Raw genomic sequence first — 19216 nt, 5'->3', positions numbered from 1 at the left:
ATTGTGTGCGCGTGAGCTCCAAACGTCAGCCGCCCCCGGCCCCCGAGCCGTTGCGCCCGCTCGTCGATGCGCACACGCACCTGGACGCGTGTGGCGCCGCCGACGCCGAGGGGGTGCGGGCCATCGTGGACCGCGCCGCGGCGGTCGGGGTTGGCGCGGTCGTCACGATCGCCGACGACCTGGACTCGGCGCGCTGGGTCACGCGCGCGGCCGAGTGGGACCCACGGGTCTATGCCGCGGTGGCGTTGCACCCCACCCGGGCCGGCGCGCTCGACGACGCCGCGCGCGCCCAGATCGAGCGACTGGTGGCCCATCCCCGGGTGGTGGCCGTCGGCGAGACCGGCCTGGACCTCTACTGGCCGGGGCGGCTGGACGGTTGCGCGGAGCCGGCCGTGCAGCGGGAGGCCTTCGCCTGGCACATCGACCTGGCGAAGCGCTGCGGCAAACCGCTGATGATCCACAACCGGGACGCCGACTCCGACGTGCTCGACGTGCTGGCGGCCGAGGGCGCCCCGGACGCCGTGATCTTCCACTGCTTTTCCTCGGATGCGGCCATGGCCCGCCGCTGCGTGGACGCCGGGTGGCTGCTGAGCCTGTCGGGCACCGCGAGTTTCCGCAACGCGCACGCGCTGCGCGAAGCCGTTCCGCTGATACCGCCTGAACAGCTGTTGGTGGAGACCGATGCGCCATTCTTGACACCCCATCCCTATCGGGGGACGGCGAATGAACCGTATTGCCTTCCTTATACTGTTCGGGCGATCGCCGAGCTGGTGGATCGCCACCCGGAAGAGCTGGCCGAGATAACGACGAATAATGCTCAACGGGTGTACGGATTGGTCACAGTGTGAGGTAAACGACCAGGCGATTTGGTTTAAATTCGCCGCGTCGGAGTTGCCCAACCTTGACCGGTTCGTTACCGTCTTGTGATCGAACGGTTGGGCCTACGGGCCCTTAATTTGTGACTTGCTGCCGAATGAGTGGGTTGTTGAGGGTTGGGTAACGCGCGTTGAGTGTATTGACAAAACTTCATCAGAATCCTTCGCCGATGTTGCGGCTCGTGGTCGGAGGGCTGCTGGTAGTCCTGGCACTCGCGGGCGGATACGCGGTATCGGTGTGCAAGACGGTCACGCTGACCGTCGACGGGGTGGCCATGAAGGTCACCACCATGAAGTCCCGGGTCATCGACGTCGTCGAAGAGAACGGTTTCGCCATCGACGAGCGTGACGACCTGTACCCCGCCGGTGATGTCACGGTGCACGACGCCAGCAAGATCGTGCTGCGGCGCAGCCGCCCCCTGCAGATCTCGCTGGACGGCCATGACACCAAGCAGGTGTGGACCACCGCTTCCACCGTCGACGAGGCGCTGGCCCAGCTGGCGATGACCGACACCGCCCCGGCCGCGGCCAACCGCGGCAGCCGCGTTCCGCTGGCCGGGATGGCGCTGCCCGTCGTCAGTGCCAAGACCGTCCGCATCAACGACGCGGGTGCGATCCGCACGGTGCACCTGGCGGCACCGAACGTCGCCGGCCTGCTGAGCGCCGCCGGCGCGCCGCTGCTCGACAGCGACCAGGTGGTGCCGGCCGCGTCGGCGCCCATCGTCGACGGCATGGAAGTTCAGGTGACGCGTAACCGGATCCAGCAGGTGACCGAGCGGATCCCGCTGCCCCCCAACGCCCGTCGCATCGAAGATCCGGGCCTGAACATGAGCCGCCAGGTCGTCGAGGATCCAGGCAGCCCGGGCACGCAGGACGTCACCTTCTCGGTGGCCACGGTCAACGGCGTCGAGACCGGCCGGCTGCCGATCGCCAACACGGTGATCACGCCCGCCCGCGACTCGGTGGTCCGCATCGGCACCAAGCCCGGCACCGAGGTGCCTCCGGTCAGCGACGGCTCCATCTGGGACGCGATCGCGGGTTGCGAAGCCGGCGGAAACTGGGCTATCAACACCGGAAACGGGTACTACGGCGGTGTGCAATTCGACCAGGGCACGTGGGAGCGAAACGGCGGGTTGCGGTTCGCCGCCCGCGCCGACCTCGCCACCCGCGAGGAGCAGATCACCGTCGCCGAGGTGACCCGTGAGCGCCAGGGTTGGGGTGCGTGGCCAGTGTGCAGCGGAAGAGCTGGTGCGCGCTGACCATCCGGCTACTCGGGCGCACCGAGATCAGGCGGTTGGCCAAAGAACTCGAATTTCGGCCACGGAAATCGCTGGGCCAGAATTTCGTCCACGACGCCAACACGGTGCGCCGGATAGTCTCGACCTCCGGGCTCAGCCGGGCTGATCACGTCCTGGAAGTCGGGCCGGGTCTGGGGTCGCTGACCCTGGCCCTGCTCGACCGTGGCGCCGCCGTGACGGCCGTCGAGATCGACCCGGTGCTGGCCGAACGGCTGCCCCAGACCGTCGCCGAGCATTCCAACAGCGAGAGCCAGCGTCTGACGGTGATCAACCGCGACGTCCTGACCCTCCGCCGCGACGAGGTGGCCACTGGGCCGACCGCCGTGGTCGCGAACCTGCCGTACAACGTCGCCGTCCCGGCGCTGTTGCACCTGCTCGCCGAGTTCCCGTCCATTCGCACCATGACGGTGATGGTGCAGGCCGAGGTCGCCGAGCGGCTGGCCGCCGAGCCCGGCGGCAAGGAGTACGGCGTGCCCAGCGTCAAGGTGCGCTTTTTTGGCCAGGTTCGTCGTTGCGGCATGGTGTCGCCGACGGTCTTCTGGCCGATCCCGCGGGTCTACTCCGGGCTGGTACGCATCGACCGGTACGCGACCTCGCCATGGCCCACCGACGAGGGCTTCCGGCGCCAGGTCTTCGCACTGATCGACATCGCGTTCGGGCAGCGCCGCAAGACGTGCCGCAACGCGTTCGTGGACTGGGCCGGCTCGGGCAACGAATCGGCGGATCGGTTGCTGGCGGCCAGCATCGACCCGGCGCGCCGCGGCGAGACGCTGTCGATCGACGACTTCGTGCGGTTGCTGCAGCGCTCCGCGGATCGATCCCACGCCACGCCCGAGGCGACTCCCCGCATCGCCGAACAGGGCGCCTCGGCCGGCTGACGGTAAGCCGCCGAAGGCGCCGTTGCGTGTGGTTGGCTCCGAGCAGCGATAGTCTGCTGCGGTGGCTGAGAATGTCTGACGGCAATACCGCCGCGCAGTGGGTGCCCACCGGGTCGGTCACCGTTCGGGTGCCCGGAAAAGTCAACCTCTACTTGGCGGTCGGTGACCGCCGCGAGGACGGCTACCACGACCTGAACACGATTTTTCAGGCCGTGTCGCTGCTCGACGAGGTGACGGTCCGCAACGCCGACGTGCTGTCGCTCGACATCGTCGGCGAGGGCGCCGAGAAGCTGCCCACCGACGAACGCAACCTCGCCTGGCAGGCCGCCGAGCTGATGGCCGAACACGTCGGCCGGGCGCCGGACGTGTCGATCATGATCGACAAATCCATTCCGGTGGCCGGCGGCATGGCCGGGGGCAGCGCCGACGCGGCGGCCGTGCTGGTCGCGATGAACTCGCTGTGGGAACTCAACGTGCCCCGCCGCGACCTGCGCATGCTGGCCGCGCGGTTAGGCAGCGATGTGCCGTTCGCGCTGCACGGCGGCACCGCGTTGGGCACCGGTCGCGGCGAGGAGTTGGCGACGGTGTTGTCCCGCAACACCTTTCATTGGGTACTGGCGTTCGCCGACGGAGAGCTGCTGACGCCGGCGGTGTTCACCGAATTGGACCGGCTCCGCGAGGCGGGCGATCCGCCGCGGCTGCCCGCGCCCGGGCCGGTGCTGGCCGCCCTGGCCGCCGGCGATGCCGAGCGGTTGGCCCCGCTGCTGGGCAATGAGATGCAGGCGGCGGCCGTGAGCCTGAACCCGGGGCTGCGCCGGACGTTGCGCGCGGGGGTGGCGGCCGGGGCGCTGGCAGGCATCGTGTCCGGGTCGGGCCCGACGTGCGCCTTCCTGTGCGCGTCGGCGGCCGCGGCGGTCGACGTCGGCACCGAGGTGTCCGGGGCGGGCGTGTGCCGCACGGTGCGGGTGGCCAGCGGGCCGGTGGCCGGCGCGCGCGTGGTTCCCGCGCCCACCGAAGTGTGAATCTTTTCCCATTTTGCGCATTGGTTTGGCGCGTCCCTAAGAGGAGTTTAAGATGATCCGCGGTGACGGGATCCGTTGAGCAAGATCACTTAATTGCATCGTCCGCCGGGCGCTCCGGCGGACGATTAATTCATGGGCCCCGCCGAGTTTTCCCGGGCCCGTTTCGCGCTCATCGGGCCGGCGACCGCCGCCTCGTCATGGCGGGTGTGGACGCATCATCGATCCGAGACCTAACCGCCGCCCAACCGTGTTTACGTGCTTGCGGCGAAGTGTTGGCCACCGGGCGGAACATGAGATTCCGGGCGTTGGGACGAGGGCTGGAACCGAGGAGGACTCTGTGAGCAGGTTTACCGAGAAGATGTACCGCAATGCCCGGTCCGCGACGACGGGCATGGTCACCGGTGAACCCCACGAACCGGTCCGCCACACCTGGGGCGAGGTCCACGAGCGCGCGCGCCGCATCGCCGGCGGCCTGGCCGCCGCCGGCATCGGGCCCGGCGACGCGGTCGGCGTGCTCGCCGGTTATCCGGTGGAGATCGCGCCGACGGCGCAGGGCCTGTGGATGCGCGGGGCCAGCCTGACCATGCTGCACCAGCCCACGCCGCGCACGGACTTGGCCGTGTGGGCCGAGGACACCATGAACGTCATCGGCATGATCGAGGCGAAGGCCGTCGTCGTCTCGGAGCCCTTCCTGGTGGCCATTCCGGTGCTGCAGGAGAAGGGAATCCAGGTCGTCACCGTCGCTGACCTGCTCGCCGCGGAGCCGATCGACCCCGTCGAGGTCGGCGAGGACGCGCTCGCGCTGATGCAGCTGACGTCGGGGTCCACCGGATCCCCCAAGGCGGTGCAGATCACCCACCGCAACATCTACTCCAACGCCGAGGCGATGTTCATCGGCGCCCAGTACGACGTCACCAAGGACGTCATGGTCAGCTGGCTGCCCTGCTTCCACGACATGGGCATGGTCGGCTTCCTGACCATCCCCATGTACTTCGGCGCCGAGCTGGTCAAGGTCACCCCGATGGACTTCCTGCGCGACACGCTGCTGTGGGCCAAGCTCATCGACAAGTACAAGGGCACCATGACCGCGGCGCCCAACTTCGCCTACGCGCTGCTGGCCAAGCGGTTGCGCCGCAACGCCAAGCCCGGCGACTTCGACCTGTCCACACTGCGGTTCGCGCTGTCCGGCGCCGAGCCCGTCGAACCCGCCGACGTCGAGGACCTGCTGGATGCCGGCGCGCCGTTCGGCCTGCGGCCCTCGGCGATCCTGCCCGCCTACGGCATGGCCGAAACCACGCTGGCCGTGTCGTTTTCGGAGTGCAACGCCGGTCTGGTCGTCGACGAGGTCGACGCCGACCTGCTGGCCGCGCTGCGCCGCGCCGTCCCGGCCACCAAGGGCAACACCCGCCGGCTGGCCACGCTCGGGCCGCTGTTGCAAGACCTCGAGGCGCGCATCATCGACGAGAACGGCGACGTGATGCCCGCCCGCGGCGTGGGCGTCATCGAGCTGCGCGGCGAGTCGCTGACGCCCGGCTACCTAACCATGGGCGGTTTCATCTCGGCCCAGGACGAGAACGGCTGGTATGACACCGGTGATTTGGGCTACCTGACCGAGGAGGGCCACGTCGTGGTCTGCGGCCGCGTCAAGGACGTCATCATCATGGCGGGCCGCAACATCTATCCCACCGACATCGAGCGCGCCGCCTGCCGCGTCGAGGGCGTGCGGCCCGGCTGCGCCGTTGCGGTGCGGCTGGACGCCGGCCACTCCCGCGAGACGTTCGCCGTGGCGGTGGAGTCCAACGCCTTCCAGGACCAGGCCGAGGTGCGTCGCATCGAGCACCAGGTCGCCCGGGAGGTGGTGGCCGAGGTCGACGTGCGGCCGCGCAACGTCGTGGTGCTCGGGCCGGGCACCATTCCGAAGACGCCGTCGGGCAAGCTGCGCCGGTCGACCTCCGTCAGCCTGGTCACCTAGCCCGGCGAGCAGACACAAAAGCACGCAAAGCTGCGGCGTGTCGGGTGCTTTCGCGTCTGCTCGCGGTCGCCGGGCTACCAGGCGTGAACCTGGTTCTGCGCGGGCTCTAGCCCCACGTCGATCAGCAACTCGGTGGCATCGGCGGCCTGCTCGCAGATGGTGGGCACCTCGGCGCGCTCGGCGGCGCTGAAGGCCTCCAACACGAACGCCGCCGGGTCCTTGCGTCCCGGCGGGCGGCCGATACCGATGCGGACCCGCTGAAAATCCTTGCTGCCCAAGGCGTTAGCGACCGAGCGCAGACCGTTGTGGCCGCCTTCGCCGCCGCCGATCTTGAGCCGAATGCGCCCAAAGTCCAAGTCGAGGTCGTCGTGGATGACGATGAGGTCGCCCGGTGTCACCGAGTAGAACTTCGCCAACGGGCCGACCTGACGGCCGGATTCGTTCATGTAGCAGCGCGGCTTGGCCACCACCACCGGGCGCCCGGCGAGCCGGCCGCTGACGATCTCGGCGCCGGACCGCTTGTGCGCCTTGAACTTCGAACCCATCCGGGCCGCGAGCAGGTCGGCGACCATGAACCCGACGTTGTGCCGGGTCCGGGCGTAGTTGTCTCCGGGATTGCCCAGGCCGACCACCAGCAACGGCTCGGCCACGTTGTGATCCGCCTACTCGGACTCGGCTTCGGCGGCCTCGTCGTCGCCGGCCTCGGCCTCTGCTTCGCCCTCGGCGGCCGCGGCTTCCTCGGTGACCTCGCCCGCGCCCTCGGCTTCGAGCTCCTCTGCCGTCGGCGCGGTGACCACGTTGACCACCAGGGTCTCGGGGTCGGAGATCAGGTTGACGCCGCTGGGCAGGGTGATCTGTCCGGCCGTGAACTGGGTGCCGGGCTCGGCGCCCTCGACCGACACCGCCAGCTGCTCGGGAATCGACAGGGCCTCGGCCTCGATCTCGATGGCGCTGGCTTCCTGGGTCACCAGCGTGCCGGGCACGGCCTCGCCCTCCACCACAACGGTGACCTCGACGACGACCTTCTCGCCGCGACGCACGACCAGCAGGTCGGCGTGCTGAATGGTGCGGCGGATGGGGTGGATGTCGAGCGACTTGGTCAGGGCCAGCTGCTCGGAGCCCTCGATGTCGAGGGTCAGCACGGCGTTGGTGCCGGCGTGGCGCAGCACCGCGGCGAAGTCGTGGCCGGGCAGCTCCAGGTGCTGCGGGTCGGTGCCGTGGCCGTAGAGGACGGCCGGGATCTTGCCGTCGCGGCGGGCTCGCCGGGACGCGCCCTTGCCGGTCTCGCCGCGAACGGCGACCTTCAACTGGTTGAGTGCTTGCTTGGCCATCGTGTCGCTCCTGTGTGCTCGCCTGTGTGTCGGGGCACGGCCGGGGTCGCGACGATTCGTCGGTCTCCGTCGATAACGGTGCTGGTCAGCCAGCCACCCTCGCCGTGACGCCCGGCCAGGTTAGCGCATCCGCACCTCAGAGGGGAAATTTGGTCTTGGTGAGCTGCTCGGACAGCGACCACAGCGCCGCGGCGGTGGCGGTGTCCCGGGCGCGGCGGCTGCGCGCAACCGGTTGGGTGCGCCCCATCTGGCCGAAGCGGGGACCCACGAAGGTGTCCCCGGGCAGATCCTGGGACGCCGCGTACAGCGTTTGGCGGGCGCCGAAGTCGGCGTTGGTGGCGACCACCCGGGTGACGGCCGACATCAGCGTGTCACCGAGTTTGCGCCCGGAGGCGCCCTGCAGGTTGGTGTGCGAGTAGCCGGGGTGGGCGGCGATCGCGCGCAGTGGGGAGCCGGCGGCGGTCAGGCGGCGCTGCAGCTCGCTGGTGAACAGCAGGTTGGCGAGCTTGGACTGGCTGTAGGCCAGCCACGGCGAGTACCGCCGGTGCTGCCAATTCAGGTCGTCGAGGTTGATGCTTCCCGGCCAGTGCGCCATCGACGACACCGTGACCACCCGATCCGTGAGCTTGGGCAGCAGCAGGTTGGTCAGCGCGAAATGGCCGAGGTGATTGGTGCCGATCTGGGTCTCGAAGCCGTCGACCGTCAGCGCGAAGGGGGCGGCCATGATGCCGGCGTTGTTGATCAGCACGTCGGCCTGGCTCACCCCGTCGGCGAACCGGTGCACCGACGACAGTTCCTGCAGGTCGAGCTCACGCACCTCGACCTGGCCGGCCATCTGTCGGGCGGCGGTCTCGCCCTTGCGGATGTTGCGCACGGCCATGATGATCGTGGCCCCTCGTCGCGCCAGCTCGCGGGCGGTCACGAAGCCCAGCCCGCTGTTGGCGCCGGTGATGATGACGGTCCGTTCGGCGAACGACGGGAGATCTGCGGCGGTCCAGCCAGTCATGACTGAACAGTAGCGACATCGAACTCCAGCGGCAGGGTCATGGGCCCGGTGATTCCGCTGATGGCCTTCCATGGGGCCGGGCCGGTGCGGCGGGGGTTGGGCATGCGGCGGGTGATCACCCGCAGCGCCTCGGTCAGTTCCAGGCGCGCGAGGTGCGCGCCGAGGCAGTAGTGCACACCGCCGCCGAAGGTGAGCATCGCCGGAGGGTCCTCGCGGGTGATGTCGACGCGCTCGGGCCGGTCGTACACGCTCGCGTCGCGGTTGGCCGCGGCGGTGTTGGCCAGCACCAGAGTGCCGGCCGGAATGCAGACTCCGGCCAGCTCGACGTCTTCGGCCGTCTGCCGAATGGTGCCGAAAATGATTGGGGAGTAACGCATCAGCTCATGGACCGCGTTGGCGGCAAGCTCGGGGCGCCGGGCCAGCAACTCCCACTGGTCGGGGTGAGCGGCCAGCGTCTGCACCGCGGCGGCCAGCTGGTTGCGCGTGGTGTCGGTACCGGCGCCGAGCAGCGTCGCGCACAGCATGAGTAGCTCGTCGTGGGTCAGCCGGTCACCGTCGTCTTCGGTGCGGATGAGCTCGGAGATCAGGTCGTCGGACAGCGATGCGCGTCGCCGGGCGATCAGCTCCTCGAGATAGGCGTCGAGCTGATCCCACGCAGCCAGGATCGCCGGGCCGTCCTCGGCGACGTTCCAGTCGAAGATCTTCTTGATGTCATCGGTCCAGTCGCTGAACAAGTGCCAGTCCTCGGGCGGTGCGCCCAGCAGCGCGCAGATGACCGGCGTGGGGTAGCGGCGGGCGATGTCGGAGACGACGTCGCAGTGGCCCGCGGCCGTGAGCGGCTCGACCAGGCCGGTGATGATCTCGCGGACCAGGGTGCGCAGCCGCTCGGCGCCCCGGGGTGCGAACGCCTTCGACACCAGCCGGCGCAGCCGGTGATGCGCCTCGCCGTCGAGCCCGAGGATATTGCTGATCGCCCGGTCCCACAGCGGGCCGGAGGTGACGCCCTGCAGGTCGAGCCCGAGGCCGCGCGCGGTGACGAATCTGCTGTCGCGCAACACGGTTCGAACCAGTTCGTAGCTGAGCACTTCCGGCCCGTGCGGGCCGATGGCGATCGGCGACAGCTCGCGGGCGGCGTCGATGATGCGGTGCGCGTCGTCGGGGTCGGTGAGGTGGTCGTAGGCGATGACGGGCAGGCCGGCGTCGAAAACGTTCGGGCGGGTGGTCGTTTGGGCGATTGTCATCGGGGTCTCCTCGGTCGGGTTGAGTCGACTATCCGGCCCGGCGCGGCGAAGACCATCCGCCGCGGCGCGCATATCTGCGCGCCCGGGGGTCGTAGATCCGGATGCCCGCCCGTGGTGGATCTGCGCGCATTGGCCGATGTTTTGCCCCGTCGAGGGCGCAATCCTGGCTAACATGAGCCAACACGCGGAGATAACGCCGCTAACCTGGGACGATTTGGGCGTGGTCGAGTTGCTGCCGACCGGAACGGTGACATTGCTGCTGGCCGATGTCGAGGGCTCGACGCGGCTGTGGGAAACGCAACCCACACAAATGACCGACGCGCTGGCTCAGCTGAACAAAATCGTGAACGAGTCGGTCGCGGCGCATGACGGGGTGCGCCCGCTCGAACAGGGTGAGGGCGATAGCTTTGTGGCCGCCTTTGCCCGGGCATCGGATGCGGTGGCGTGTGCGCTGGAGTTGCAGCGCGCCCCGTTGGCGCCCATCCGGGTACGCATCGGCATACACACCGGTGAAATCCAATTGCGCGACGACGCCAACTACGCGGGCCCGACGATCAATCGCACCGCGCGGTTGCGCGATCTCGCGCACGGAGGGCAGACCGTGTTGTCGGGCGCGACCGAATCGATGGTGGTGGACCGGCTGCCCGACGGCGTGTGGCTCGCCGACCTGGGTAGCTACCCGTTGCGCGATGTACCGCGTCCGGAGCGTGTTGTCCAAGTGTGCCACCCGGATCTGCGCAATGACTTCCCGCCGCTTCGGGTGCGCACTGTGGTTGCGTCGCACAACCTTCCGGCACAGCTAACCAATTTTATTGGGCGCCAAGAGCAAATGAGGGAGTTGGAGCAACTGGTTGGCGGCAACCGGCTGGTCACCTTGACCGGCGCGGGCGGCGCGGGCAAGACCAGGCTTTCCGTGGAAGTCGCCGCTGCACTTAACGGCGAATTTTCCGATGGGATCTGGTACGTCGACCTGGCCCCCATCACCAATTCTGCTGTGGCGCCATTGACAGTCGCCCGCACCTTAGGGCTGCCCGATCAGCCTGGCCGCTCCACGATGGACCTGCTCTTACGGTTCTTCGGCGACAAACGGATGTTGCTGGTGCTGGACAACTGTGAGCATCTGCTCGACGCATGCGTGGCGATGGTCGTCGAGTTACTTGCGGCATGCCCACATCTGGCGATTCTGACGACCAGCCGGGAACCGCTCGGAGTGGCCGGCGAACTGACGTGGCGGGTCCCTTCACTGTCTCTCAACGACGAAGCGATCGAGCTGTTCACCGACCGTGCCCGTCGGGCGCGCCCCGGGTTCGTTGTGGACAAGGACAACACCGCGCAGGTGACCGAAATCTGCGCCCGCTTGGATGGCATGCCACTGGCGATCGAGCTTGCCGCGGCACGGGTTCGCGCGCTGTCGCCTGACCAGATCTTGGACAGCCTGCATGACCGGTTTCGGCTGCTGACCGGAGGTGCACGCACCGCGGTGCGCCGCCAGCAGACGCTGCGAGCGTCGGTGGATTGGTCGCATGCGCTGCTCACCGAGCCTGAGAAGGTGCTGTTTCGAAGGCTGGCGGTGTTCGCCGGTGGCTTCGACCTCGATGCCGCCCAATCCGTCGGCGCCGACGGCGAGGTGGAGCGGTATCAATTGCTGGACCAGCTGAGCCTCTTGGTCGACAAATCTTTGGTAGTCGCCGACGACACCGGCACCGGCATGCGATACCGCTTGCTGGAAACCGTACGCCAGTACGCGCAAGAAAAACTCGGCGAGTCCGGCGAGGCCGACCAGGTGCGCACCCGCCACCGCGACTACTACACCACCAGGGCTATCGCATTCGGGACTCAGGGGCTGGCCGGTGTCGATCCGCTATTACGTTGGGCGCAACGGGAAATCGAGAATCTACGAACCGCTTACGGCTGGAGCCGAGAGAACTCGGACATCGAAACAGCGATGCGGCTGATCCTTTCGCTGCAACCACTGTGGTTGCGGGCCGGCCGCGTCGGTGAAGCACTGGCGGGTTTGGACGCTGTCTTGACTGACGAAGGGCCCTTGCCTATCACACCTGCCGTGCGGGCAGGTGCGGTGATCGAGCGGCAGTTCCTCGCTGCTTGGTTGGGCCTTCCAACGGAATTGAGTGCTGCACAGGACGCATTGGGCGTCGCTCGTCAGCTCAACGACCCGGCATTGATCACCCGCGCCCTCATCACATGCGGGATGAGCGCCGTCTACACGCCCGATGTGGTCCAGCGCTACTTCGCCGAAGCAACCGAACTGGTCCGCGCGGCTGGAGACCGGTGGACTCTATGCCAAATCTTGAGCCACCAGGCGACGGTTGGCGCCATGTCCGGTGAACCGACCGCAGCACGTGCGGCCGCCGAGGAAGGACGCGACCTCGCCGATGCGCTCGGCGATCGGTTCTACTCACGGAACTGCCGAACCTGGCTCGTCGTAGCGCTGATGATGCAGGGAAACCTTGCCGAAGCGGCCGAAATCGCACGTTGCTTGGCTATAGAGGCCGCGGAGGCCGGGGATGTGTTGATGAATGCTTATGGATGCCTGGTGCATGGCGTGGTACTGGCCCGCCAAGGGCACGGGCCGGCCGCACACGCAGCGGGGCAATCCGCGGGGGTAGCCGCAGAGGTGCTGGGTGGAGTTTCCGAAGACTCGGTGTACGCGGTCCTGGCTGACGCCGCGTTGGCCTCCGGTGATGGGTCTTCGGCAATGCGGTTCTGCGAGATGGCATGGGAGCACAGCAATCCGCTGCGGGAAGTGTTCACCAGATCCACCGCCCCGCTCGCCCAGGCGGCCTTAGCAAGCGGTGATGTGCCCACAGCGCGCCGCTGGGCCGACGAGAACATTGCACTGACACCGGGCTGGCAACGAGTGCCGGCGCTGGTAGTACGCGCCTACATTGCGATGGCCCAAGGTGACCCGGGGCAGGCCGAGCGTGACGCTCACGAGGCTCTCACGATCGCCGACGGCACCCGCGGATATTTGCATGTTGACGACGCCTTGGAATGTCTTGCCCGCTTGGCCGCCGCCAACGGCAGTCACCAGCACGCGGCGCGTCTGTTGGGCGCAGCGGAGACCATACGGCAGCGGATGGACCACCCTCGCTTCCCGATGTATGAGACAGAGTACGCGTCCACCGTGGCGAAGATCCGGGAAGCACTGGAACAGACAGACTTTGACGCCGCCTGGGCCGAGGGGGCCGCTTTATCCACCGAGGAAGCGATCGCCTACGCCCAACGTGGCCGCGGCGAGCGGAGGCGCCCGGCCACCGGCTGGGACTCCCTGACTCCGATGGAAACCGATGTGGTGCGCCTGGTGCAGGAAGGCTTGGGCAACAAGGAGATCGGGGCCCGGCTGTTCATCTCACCGCGCACCGTGCAGACCCACCTGACGCACGTCTACGCCAAGCTCGGCCTGACGTCCCGGGTCCAGCTCGTTCAAGAAGCCGGTCGCCGCGCTTGAATCACTTTGCCGCGACCACGAATCCGTTGATGATCGTGTTGATGTCGGTTGACTGCGCGGCGGCCTGATCGGCGAAGCCGGTGATGGTCAGCTGCACCAGGTACCGCTGGTGGGCGGGTGGCGATCCGGTCGCGATGACGATGCGGTTCCAGCTGTGCAGCCGCATGCCACCCTCGAGGTCGTAGCTGCCCTGGATCATCGAGGAGGGAAAGCCGTTGTAGGGCTTGCCGGAGGCGTCCAGCTGCTTGAAGTTCGGGAACAGTTGCGCGTCGTCGTTGCCGTGCTTGATCACCTGGGCCGGGTCGAACTCGCCGTTGAGCTTGAACACCACCAGGCGCGCCGTCGGAAATTTGCCGCCTTGGGAGATGATCAGCGTTTGTGGGCTGATGTTCGGGCTGGTGAACGGCGACCAGCCCGGCGGTGTCGGTATCGACACCGTCAGGTCGGGCAGCGAACCCGGTGCCACCGGTTCCCCGGTCACCCCGATGCCCTGCAGATACTGCGACAACGGAACCGGCTTCTCGGCCGGCTTGGTCGTCGTCGCCGTCGACGTCGTCGACAGGATCGATTGGTAGTCAGTCGGTTTCGGTGCACAGCCGCCGGACGAGAAAGCCGCCGCAATCATCGCGGCAGCGGCCATGCGCCGGCCGAGCCGAGTCACAGAATCTCGCGGACCGCGTCGATCGGGCGGGCCAGCCGAGTGCCCTTCGGGGTGACGACGAAGGGGCGTTCGATGAGGATGGGGTGTTCGACCATGGCGTCGAGCAACTGATCGTCGGTGGCGTCGGCGAGGTTGAGCTCGTCGTAGAGGGATTCCCGCTTGCGCACCGCGGTGCGCACGTCGATGCCGGCGTCGCGGATCATCTTCACCAGCTCGCCACGCGACGGCGGGGTCTTGAGGTATTGGATGACGGCGGGCTCAATGCCGTTGTCGCGCAACAGGTCCAGCGTCTTGCGGGAGGTGCTGCATTTGGGGTTGTGGTAGATGACAGAGTCGGCCATCTAGGCGTCTCCGTCGAAAAGCCCTGTGACCGAGCCGTTTTCGAAGACGGCGCGGATGGTGCTGGCCAGCAGCGGCGCGATCGACAGCACCGTGAGCTGCGGGAAACGCTTCTCCTCGCCGATGGGCAGGGTGTTCGTCACGATCACTTCCCGGGCGCCGCAGGCGGCCAGCCGCTCGGCGGCCGGATCGGAGAGCACGCCGTGGGTGGCCGCGATGATCACGTCACCGGCGCCCTCGTCGCGCAGCAACTTGACCGCGCCGGCGATGGTGCCACCGGTGTCGATCATGTCGTCGATCAGCACGCAGGTGCGGCCGGCCACCTCGCCGACGACGCGGTTGGACACCACCTGATTGGGCACCCGCGGGTCGCGGGTCTTGTGGATGAAGGCCAGCGGGACGCCGCCCAGCGCGTCGGCCCATTTCTCGGCGATGCGCACCCGGCCGGAGTCGGGCGAGACGACCACCATGTTGCCGTCGGGGTAGTTGTCGCGGATGTAGCCGGTCAGCAGATTCTGTCCCCGCATGTGGTCGACGGGTCCGTCGAAGAAGCCCTGGATCTGGTCGGTGTGCAGGTCGACGGTAACGATCCGGTCCGCGCCCGCGGTCTTGAGCAGGTCCGCGACCAGCCGCGCCGAGATCGGCTCGCGACCCCGGTGCTTCTTGTCCTGCCGGGCGTACGGGTAGAACGGCATGACGGCGGTGATCCGCTTGGCGCTGCCCCGCTTGAGGGCGTCGATCATGATCAGCTGTTCCATCAGCCAGTTGTTGACCGGATCCGGCGCCGACTGCAGGACGAACGCGTCGCAGCCGCGCACGGATTCGTGGAACCGCACGAAGATCTCGCCGTTGGCGAACTCGCGCGCCGTCTGAGCGGTGACGTGGACGTCGAGCTCCTTGGCCACCTGCTCCGCCAGCTCCGGATGCGCACGGCCGGAGAAGAGCATCAAATTTTTGCGGTTATCGGTCCAGTCGTGGCTCAACGCACTGCCCTCGCCATATCGGGGTGGGGAATGGAACGCCCCATCGTACGAGGCGAATCGTACGGAAATGTGGCCGGGTTGCCAGCGAACGAATGCACGGTGTCTAGTCGGCTTCTGGCGCGGGGCCCGCTGTGGCGGTTTGACCGGCGGCTTTCTCGGCGGCCTCGGCCGCTTGCGCGGCCGCACTGCCGGGGCGCTTGCGCCGCACCCAACCCTCGATGTTGCGCTGCGGACCGGCGGAGACCGCCAGGGTCCCGGGTGGGACGTCGTTGCGCACCACCGTTCCCGCGCCGGTGTAGGCGCCGTCGCCGACCGTCACCGGCGCCACGAACATGGTGTCCGAGCCGGTGCGCACGTGCGAGCCGATGGTGGTCCGCCGCTTCGATTCGCCGTCGTAGTTGACGAACACGCTGGACGCGCCGATGTTGCTGTGTTCGCCGATGTCGGCGTCCCCGACGTAGGTCAGGTGCGGCACCTTGGACCCGGTGCCGATGGTGGCGTTCTTGGTCTCGACGAACGCCCCGAGCTTGCCGTCGTCGCCCAGCACGGTGCCCGGCCGCAGGTAGGTGAAGGGGCCGACGGTCGCGCCTGCCCCGATGGACGACGACGTGCCGTGGGTGCGCACCACCGAGGCGCCGTCACCGACGCTGACGTCGGTCAGGGTGGTGTCCGGCCCGACGACGCAATGCGCGCCGACCTGGGTGCGGCCCAGCAGCTGCGTGCCCGGGTGGACGACGGTGTCGCGACCGATCGTGACGTCGACGTCGATCCAGGTGGTGGCGGGGTCGACGACGGTGACGCCGGCCATCTGGTGGGCCGCGATGATGCGGCGGTTGAGCTCGGCGCCCAGCTGGGCGAGCTGGACGCGGTTGTTGACGCCGGCCACCAGCGCGCTGTCGTCGACGTGGCGGGCGTGGATGGCCAGGCCGTCGCCGCGCAGGATGGCGATGACGTCGGTCAGGTAGAGCTCCTGCTGGGCGTTGTTGGAGCTCAACCGGTTCAGCGCCGAGCGCAGCGCCGCGGTGTCGAAGGCGTAGACGCCCGCGTTGACCTCGCGTATCTCGCGCTGCGAGGGCGTGGCGTCGGCGTGTTCCACGATCGCCATCACCTCGTTGTCCTGCGTGCGCAAGATGCGGCCGTAGCCGCTCGGGTCGCTCACCGTCGTGGTCAGCACCGTGACCGCGGCCGGCGCGGCGCTGTGGCTGGCGATCAGGTCGGCCAGGGTGTCGGCGTCGAGCAGCGGGGTGTCCCCCGAGGTGACGACGAGCACTCCGGCGTAGTCGGCGGGCAGTGCGGACAGCCCGCACAGGACCGCGTCGCCGGTGCCGCGGGGCCGGTCCTGCAGCGCCACGTCGATGGGACGTCCCAGGGCGTCGGCCCAGTCGGCGACCAGCGGTGCGATGCGCTCGTGGTCGTGGCCCAACACGACGGCCAGGTGCTGGGGGGCCACCTTGGCGATCGCGTGCAGCAGGTGGGCCAGCATGCTGCGCCCACCGATGGTGTGCAGGACTTTCGGGGTGTCCGACCGCATCCGGGTGCCGGGCCCGGCCGCTAGCACCAGGACCGCGGTGTCACCAGGAGACGACATCGACCCTCCTCGTTGGGTTTGTCCGCGCGGGCTGCGCGCGTCAAGCGCCGACACGCCGTCAAGCGTGTCACCTCAGCTGCGGTGAAGGCAAAAACCGAGCCGTAGAACGACTCTTCAGGTCAACCCGTCGAGTGTGGGCCCTGCGTAGGGAAACTGTGGTCGTTTCATGCCTAGGCCCCACGCTCGATGCGGACGAAGCTCCGTCGCCAGGACTCGAACCTGAACTATCTGAACCAAAATCAGAGGTGCTGCCGATTACACCACGACGGATCGCTAACCCACGGCGAGCGGCGGGTTGGGACCGCTCGCGCCAAGATGACTTTAGTCCGACGACGGTGCGGGCCGCTTGCGGGCTGAGACGGAGTCGGACAAATCTAGACCCAGTCCGACGACGGTGCGGGCCGCTTGCGGGCTTTCGACCGATACGCTGATTGACGTGGCCGTGCTGGACCCCCAAACGCAGAAGGACCCGGACAAAGAGGTGCGGGCACCGCGCGCGCGGATGACCGGCACCGAGCGCCGCCAACAGCTGATCGGCATCGCACGCACGCTGTTCGCCGAGCGCGGGTACGAGGGCACCTCGATCGAGGAGATCGCGCTGCGCGCGAACGTGTCCAAGCCGGTCGTCTACGAGCACTTCGGCGGCAAGGAAGGCCTCTACGCCGTCGTCGTCGACCGGGAGATGTCGGCGCTGCTGGACGGCATCACGTCGTCGCTGACCAACAACCGGTCGCGGGTGCGGGTCGAGCGGGTGGCGCTGGCGCTGCTCACCTACGTCGAAGAGCGCACCGACGGGTTCCGGATCATGATCCGCGACTCGCCGGCCGCGATCAGTTCCGGCACCTACTCCAGCCTGCTCAATGACGCCGTCAACCAGGTCAGCTCGATCCTGGCCGGCGACTTCTCCCGCCGCGGCCTGGACCCCGGGCTGGCGCCGTTGTACGCGCAGGCGCTGGTCGGCTCGGTGTCGATGACGGCGCAGTGGTGGCTCGACACCCGCGAGCCGAAGAAGGAAGTGGTGGCCGCGCACCTGGTCAACCTGATGTGGAACGGCCTGACCCACCTGGAAGCCGATCCCCGGCTGCAGGACGAGTAGCCGGCCCGCACGGCTAGCCGCGGTCGCGGGCCAGCAGGTCGGCCACCGTTTCCCGGCGAACCAGTTCGCGGGCCCGGCCGTCCTTGACCGCCACCAGCGCCGGGCGCCCGACCATGTTGTAGTTCGACGCCATGCTGTGGTGATAGGCGCCGGTGCAGGCCACGGCCAGCAGGTCGCCGGGGTGCAGGTCTGCGGGAAGCTCGACGTCGCGGGCGATCTCGTCGCCCGACTCGCAGTGCCGGCCGGCCACCGTGACGCGCTGCTTGAGCCCGAGCGGGTGCCGGTTCGCCAGCGCGACCTCGTAGCGCGCGACGTACAACGACACCCGCGGGTTGTCGCTCATGCCGCCGTCGACGGCGACGAAGGTGCGGCCGTTGTTCTGCGCCTTGATCGAGGACACCCGATACAGCGTGACACCCGCCCGCCCGCTGATGGCCCTGCCCGGCTCCACCACCACCTGCGGGCGGGGGAAATGCTCGGCGGCACAGGCGTCGTCGAGGGCGTTCTCGATGACATCGGCCAGCTGTTCGAGGTTGAGCTCGTGATCGCCGGGGACGTAGGGGACGGCGTGCCCGCCGCCGATGTTCAGCTCGGTGAGGATGACGCCGTGCCGGGCCCGGATATCGGCCATCGCAGGGATCATGCGGCGGATCGCCTCGCCGTACAGGGCGGGGTCGGTGACCTGGGAGCCGATATGGCAGTGCAGGCCGACGAGGTCGAGGATGGGATGCGCCAGCACGCGCTGCACGGCCTCGGCGGCGTGGTCGCCGGCGAGGGTGAAGCCGAACTTCTGGTCGCTGACGCCGGTGGTGACGGCGCGGTGTCCGTGGATGTCGATGTCGGGGGTTACCCGGATGAGCACCGGCTGGCGCCGCCGCGCCAGACCGGCGAGGTAGGCGATCTCCATGCAGGAATCCAGCACGATGCGCCCCACGCCGACGCGCACCGCTTCACGCAACTCCTCGGGCGATTTGGCGTTGCCGTGCAGGACGATGCGGGCCGGGTCGAAACCACCGGCCAGGGCGACGGCCAGCTCGCCGGCCGAGCAGACGTCGATGCCCAGGCCCTCGTCGCGGGCCCAGCGCGCCACGGCGGTACTCAGCAGCGACTTTCCGGCGTAGACCACCTCGACGCCACGCAACGCCCGCCGGTAACGGCGGGCGCGATGCCGGAAGTCGTTTTCGTCGATGACGTAGGTCGGGGTTCCGAACTCGTCGGCGATGTCGGCCAGGGGTACGCCGCCGACGCACAGCCTGCCCTCCTCGTCGGGGTGGGCGGTGACGGGCCAGATCGCGGGATCGAAACGCGGGGGAGCCGCGTGACCGAGGGACGGCAGGATGTCCAGCAATGTCATGAATTCAACGTGCGCCCGCGGGTAGTCCGGTGGTGCTTTTCTTACGATCCCTTGACGGCGGCGAGCTCAATATTGACGTGGTTCGGTGCGTCCGGCCCTGTCG

The 19216-nt window shown here is 68.3% G+C and carries 16 protein-coding genes, 1 tRNA gene and 2 pseudogenes; 9 read left to right on the top strand and 10 right to left on the bottom strand.

Features of this window, described 5'->3' with window-relative positions; translation table 11 throughout:
• Positions 1–5 precede the first annotated feature (5 nt).
• From A5624_RS23490 to A5624_RS23470, 5 genes are all read left to right on the top strand, one after another.
• Entirely contained in the window at positions 6–848 is an 843-nt protein-coding gene (locus A5624_RS23490) for a TatD family hydrolase (RefSeq protein WP_066871818.1), read from the top strand.
• Between the two features lie 158 nt (positions 849–1006).
• The gene (locus A5624_RS23485; RefSeq protein ID WP_197519021.1) at positions 1007–2134 is read left to right on the top strand and encodes a resuscitation-promoting factor; all 1128 of its coding nucleotides are present in this window, start codon (positions 1007–1009) and stop codon (positions 2132–2134) included.
• Positions 2098–3051 (top strand): 16S rRNA (adenine(1518)-N(6)/adenine(1519)-N(6))-dimethyltransferase RsmA, encoded by a 954-nt coding sequence (gene rsmA, locus A5624_RS23480; protein WP_066871812.1) that lies wholly within the window; start codon positions 2098–2100, stop codon positions 3049–3051. Before A5624_RS23485 ends, rsmA begins: the two co-directional genes overlap by 37 nt.
• A 65-nt stretch (positions 3052–3116) precedes the next feature.
• On the top strand, positions 3117–4073 hold the full coding sequence (locus tag A5624_RS23475) for a 4-(cytidine 5'-diphospho)-2-C-methyl-D-erythritol kinase (RefSeq protein ID WP_197505110.1): 957 nt from the start codon (positions 3117–3119) through the stop codon (positions 4071–4073).
• Between the two features lie 337 nt (positions 4074–4410).
• Positions 4411–6045 carry a fatty acyl-AMP ligase gene (locus A5624_RS23470; RefSeq protein WP_066871806.1) on the top strand — a complete coding sequence of 545 codons (1635 nt, stop codon included), beginning with the start codon at positions 4411–4413 and terminating at the stop codon, positions 6043–6045.
• Positions 6046–6119: 74 nt separating this feature from the next.
• Here A5624_RS23470 and pth read toward each other — a convergent pair whose 3' ends face one another.
• The 4 genes from pth to A5624_RS23450 all read right to left on the bottom strand — a co-directional run bounded on the left by pth (position 6120) and on the right by A5624_RS23450 (position 9623).
• The gene (gene pth, locus A5624_RS23465) at positions 6120–6695 is read right to left on the bottom strand and encodes an aminoacyl-tRNA hydrolase (protein ID WP_066871803.1); all 576 of its coding nucleotides are present in this window, start codon (positions 6693–6695) and stop codon (positions 6120–6122) included.
• 12 nt (positions 6696–6707) lie between these two features.
• Complete coding sequence (locus A5624_RS23460; protein ID WP_066871800.1) at positions 6708–7376, bottom strand: 50S ribosomal protein L25/general stress protein Ctc; 669 nt, start codon at positions 7374–7376, stop codon at positions 6708–6710.
• Between the two features lie 136 nt (positions 7377–7512).
• Complete coding sequence (locus A5624_RS23455; protein ID WP_066871798.1) at positions 7513–8382, bottom strand: oxidoreductase; 870 nt, start codon at positions 8380–8382, stop codon at positions 7513–7515.
• Positions 8379–9623: a cytochrome P450 gene (locus tag A5624_RS23450; RefSeq protein ID WP_066871793.1), complete on the bottom strand. Its 1245-nt coding sequence runs from the start codon at positions 9621–9623 to the stop codon at positions 8379–8381. Before A5624_RS23450 ends, A5624_RS23455 begins: the two co-directional genes overlap by 4 nt.
• Between A5624_RS23450 and A5624_RS29615 the strand changes: the two are divergent.
• The 3 genes and pseudogenes from A5624_RS29615 to A5624_RS29605 all read left to right on the top strand — a co-directional run.
• Positions 9565–10239, top strand: a pseudogene (locus tag A5624_RS29615) (adenylate/guanylate cyclase domain-containing protein); the annotation flags it as partial. The gene A5624_RS23450 and the pseudogene A5624_RS29615 sit on opposite strands and share 59 nt — an antisense overlap.
• 875 nt (positions 10240–11114) lie before the next feature.
• Positions 11115–11168, top strand: a pseudogene (locus A5624_RS29610) (hypothetical protein); the annotation flags it as partial.
• Between the two features lie 163 nt (positions 11169–11331).
• A complete protein-coding gene (locus A5624_RS29605; protein WP_369827517.1) occupies positions 11332–13092 on the top strand; it encodes a LuxR C-terminal-related transcriptional regulator in 1761 nt (586 codons plus the stop codon).
• 1 nt (position 13093) lies between these two features.
• On the opposite strand, the gene A5624_RS23440 is transcribed toward A5624_RS29605, so the two are convergent.
• The 5 genes from A5624_RS23440 to A5624_RS23420 form a co-directional block, all read right to left on the bottom strand.
• Positions 13094–13732, bottom strand: a complete 639-nt coding sequence (locus A5624_RS23440) for an LpqN/LpqT family lipoprotein (RefSeq protein WP_066872000.1) — start codon at positions 13730–13732, stop codon at positions 13094–13096.
• Positions 13733–13749: 17 nt separating this feature from the next.
• A complete protein-coding gene (gene arsC, locus A5624_RS23435) occupies positions 13750–14094 on the bottom strand; it encodes an arsenate reductase (glutaredoxin) (protein ID WP_066871787.1) in 345 nt (114 codons plus the stop codon).
• Positions 14095–15075, bottom strand: coding sequence for a ribose-phosphate diphosphokinase (locus A5624_RS23430; RefSeq protein ID WP_064878996.1), 981 nt, complete (start codon positions 15073–15075; stop codon positions 14095–14097).
• Positions 15076–15178: 103 nt separating this feature from the next.
• A complete protein-coding gene (glmU, locus tag A5624_RS23425; RefSeq protein ID WP_066871784.1) occupies positions 15179–16663 on the bottom strand; it encodes a bifunctional UDP-N-acetylglucosamine diphosphorylase/glucosamine-1-phosphate N-acetyltransferase GlmU in 1485 nt (494 codons plus the stop codon).
• Between the two features lie 198 nt (positions 16664–16861).
• Positions 16862–16933: transfer RNA gene (locus A5624_RS23420), tRNA-Gln, on the bottom strand.
• Between the two features lie 232 nt (positions 16934–17165).
• On the opposite strand from A5624_RS23420, the gene A5624_RS23415 reads away from it, so the two are divergent.
• Positions 17166–17759, top strand: coding sequence for a TetR/AcrR family transcriptional regulator (locus A5624_RS23415; RefSeq protein WP_133259221.1), 594 nt, complete (start codon positions 17166–17168; stop codon positions 17757–17759).
• A 13-nt stretch (positions 17760–17772) separates the two neighbouring features.
• Here A5624_RS23415 and lysA read toward each other — a convergent pair whose 3' ends face one another.
• Complete coding sequence (gene lysA / locus A5624_RS23410; RefSeq protein ID WP_066871779.1) at positions 17773–19113, bottom strand: diaminopimelate decarboxylase; 1341 nt, start codon at positions 19111–19113, stop codon at positions 17773–17775.
• Between the last annotated feature and the right edge of the window lie 103 nt (positions 19114–19216).

The organism is Mycobacterium sp. 1482292.6 (genome assembly GCF_001672995.1).
Lineage (GTDB): Bacteria > Actinomycetota > Actinomycetes > Mycobacteriales > Mycobacteriaceae > Mycobacterium > Mycobacterium europaeum_A.
Note: the sequence above shows the minus strand (reverse complement) of the source record. Positions and strands in the feature narration are given on the sequence as shown.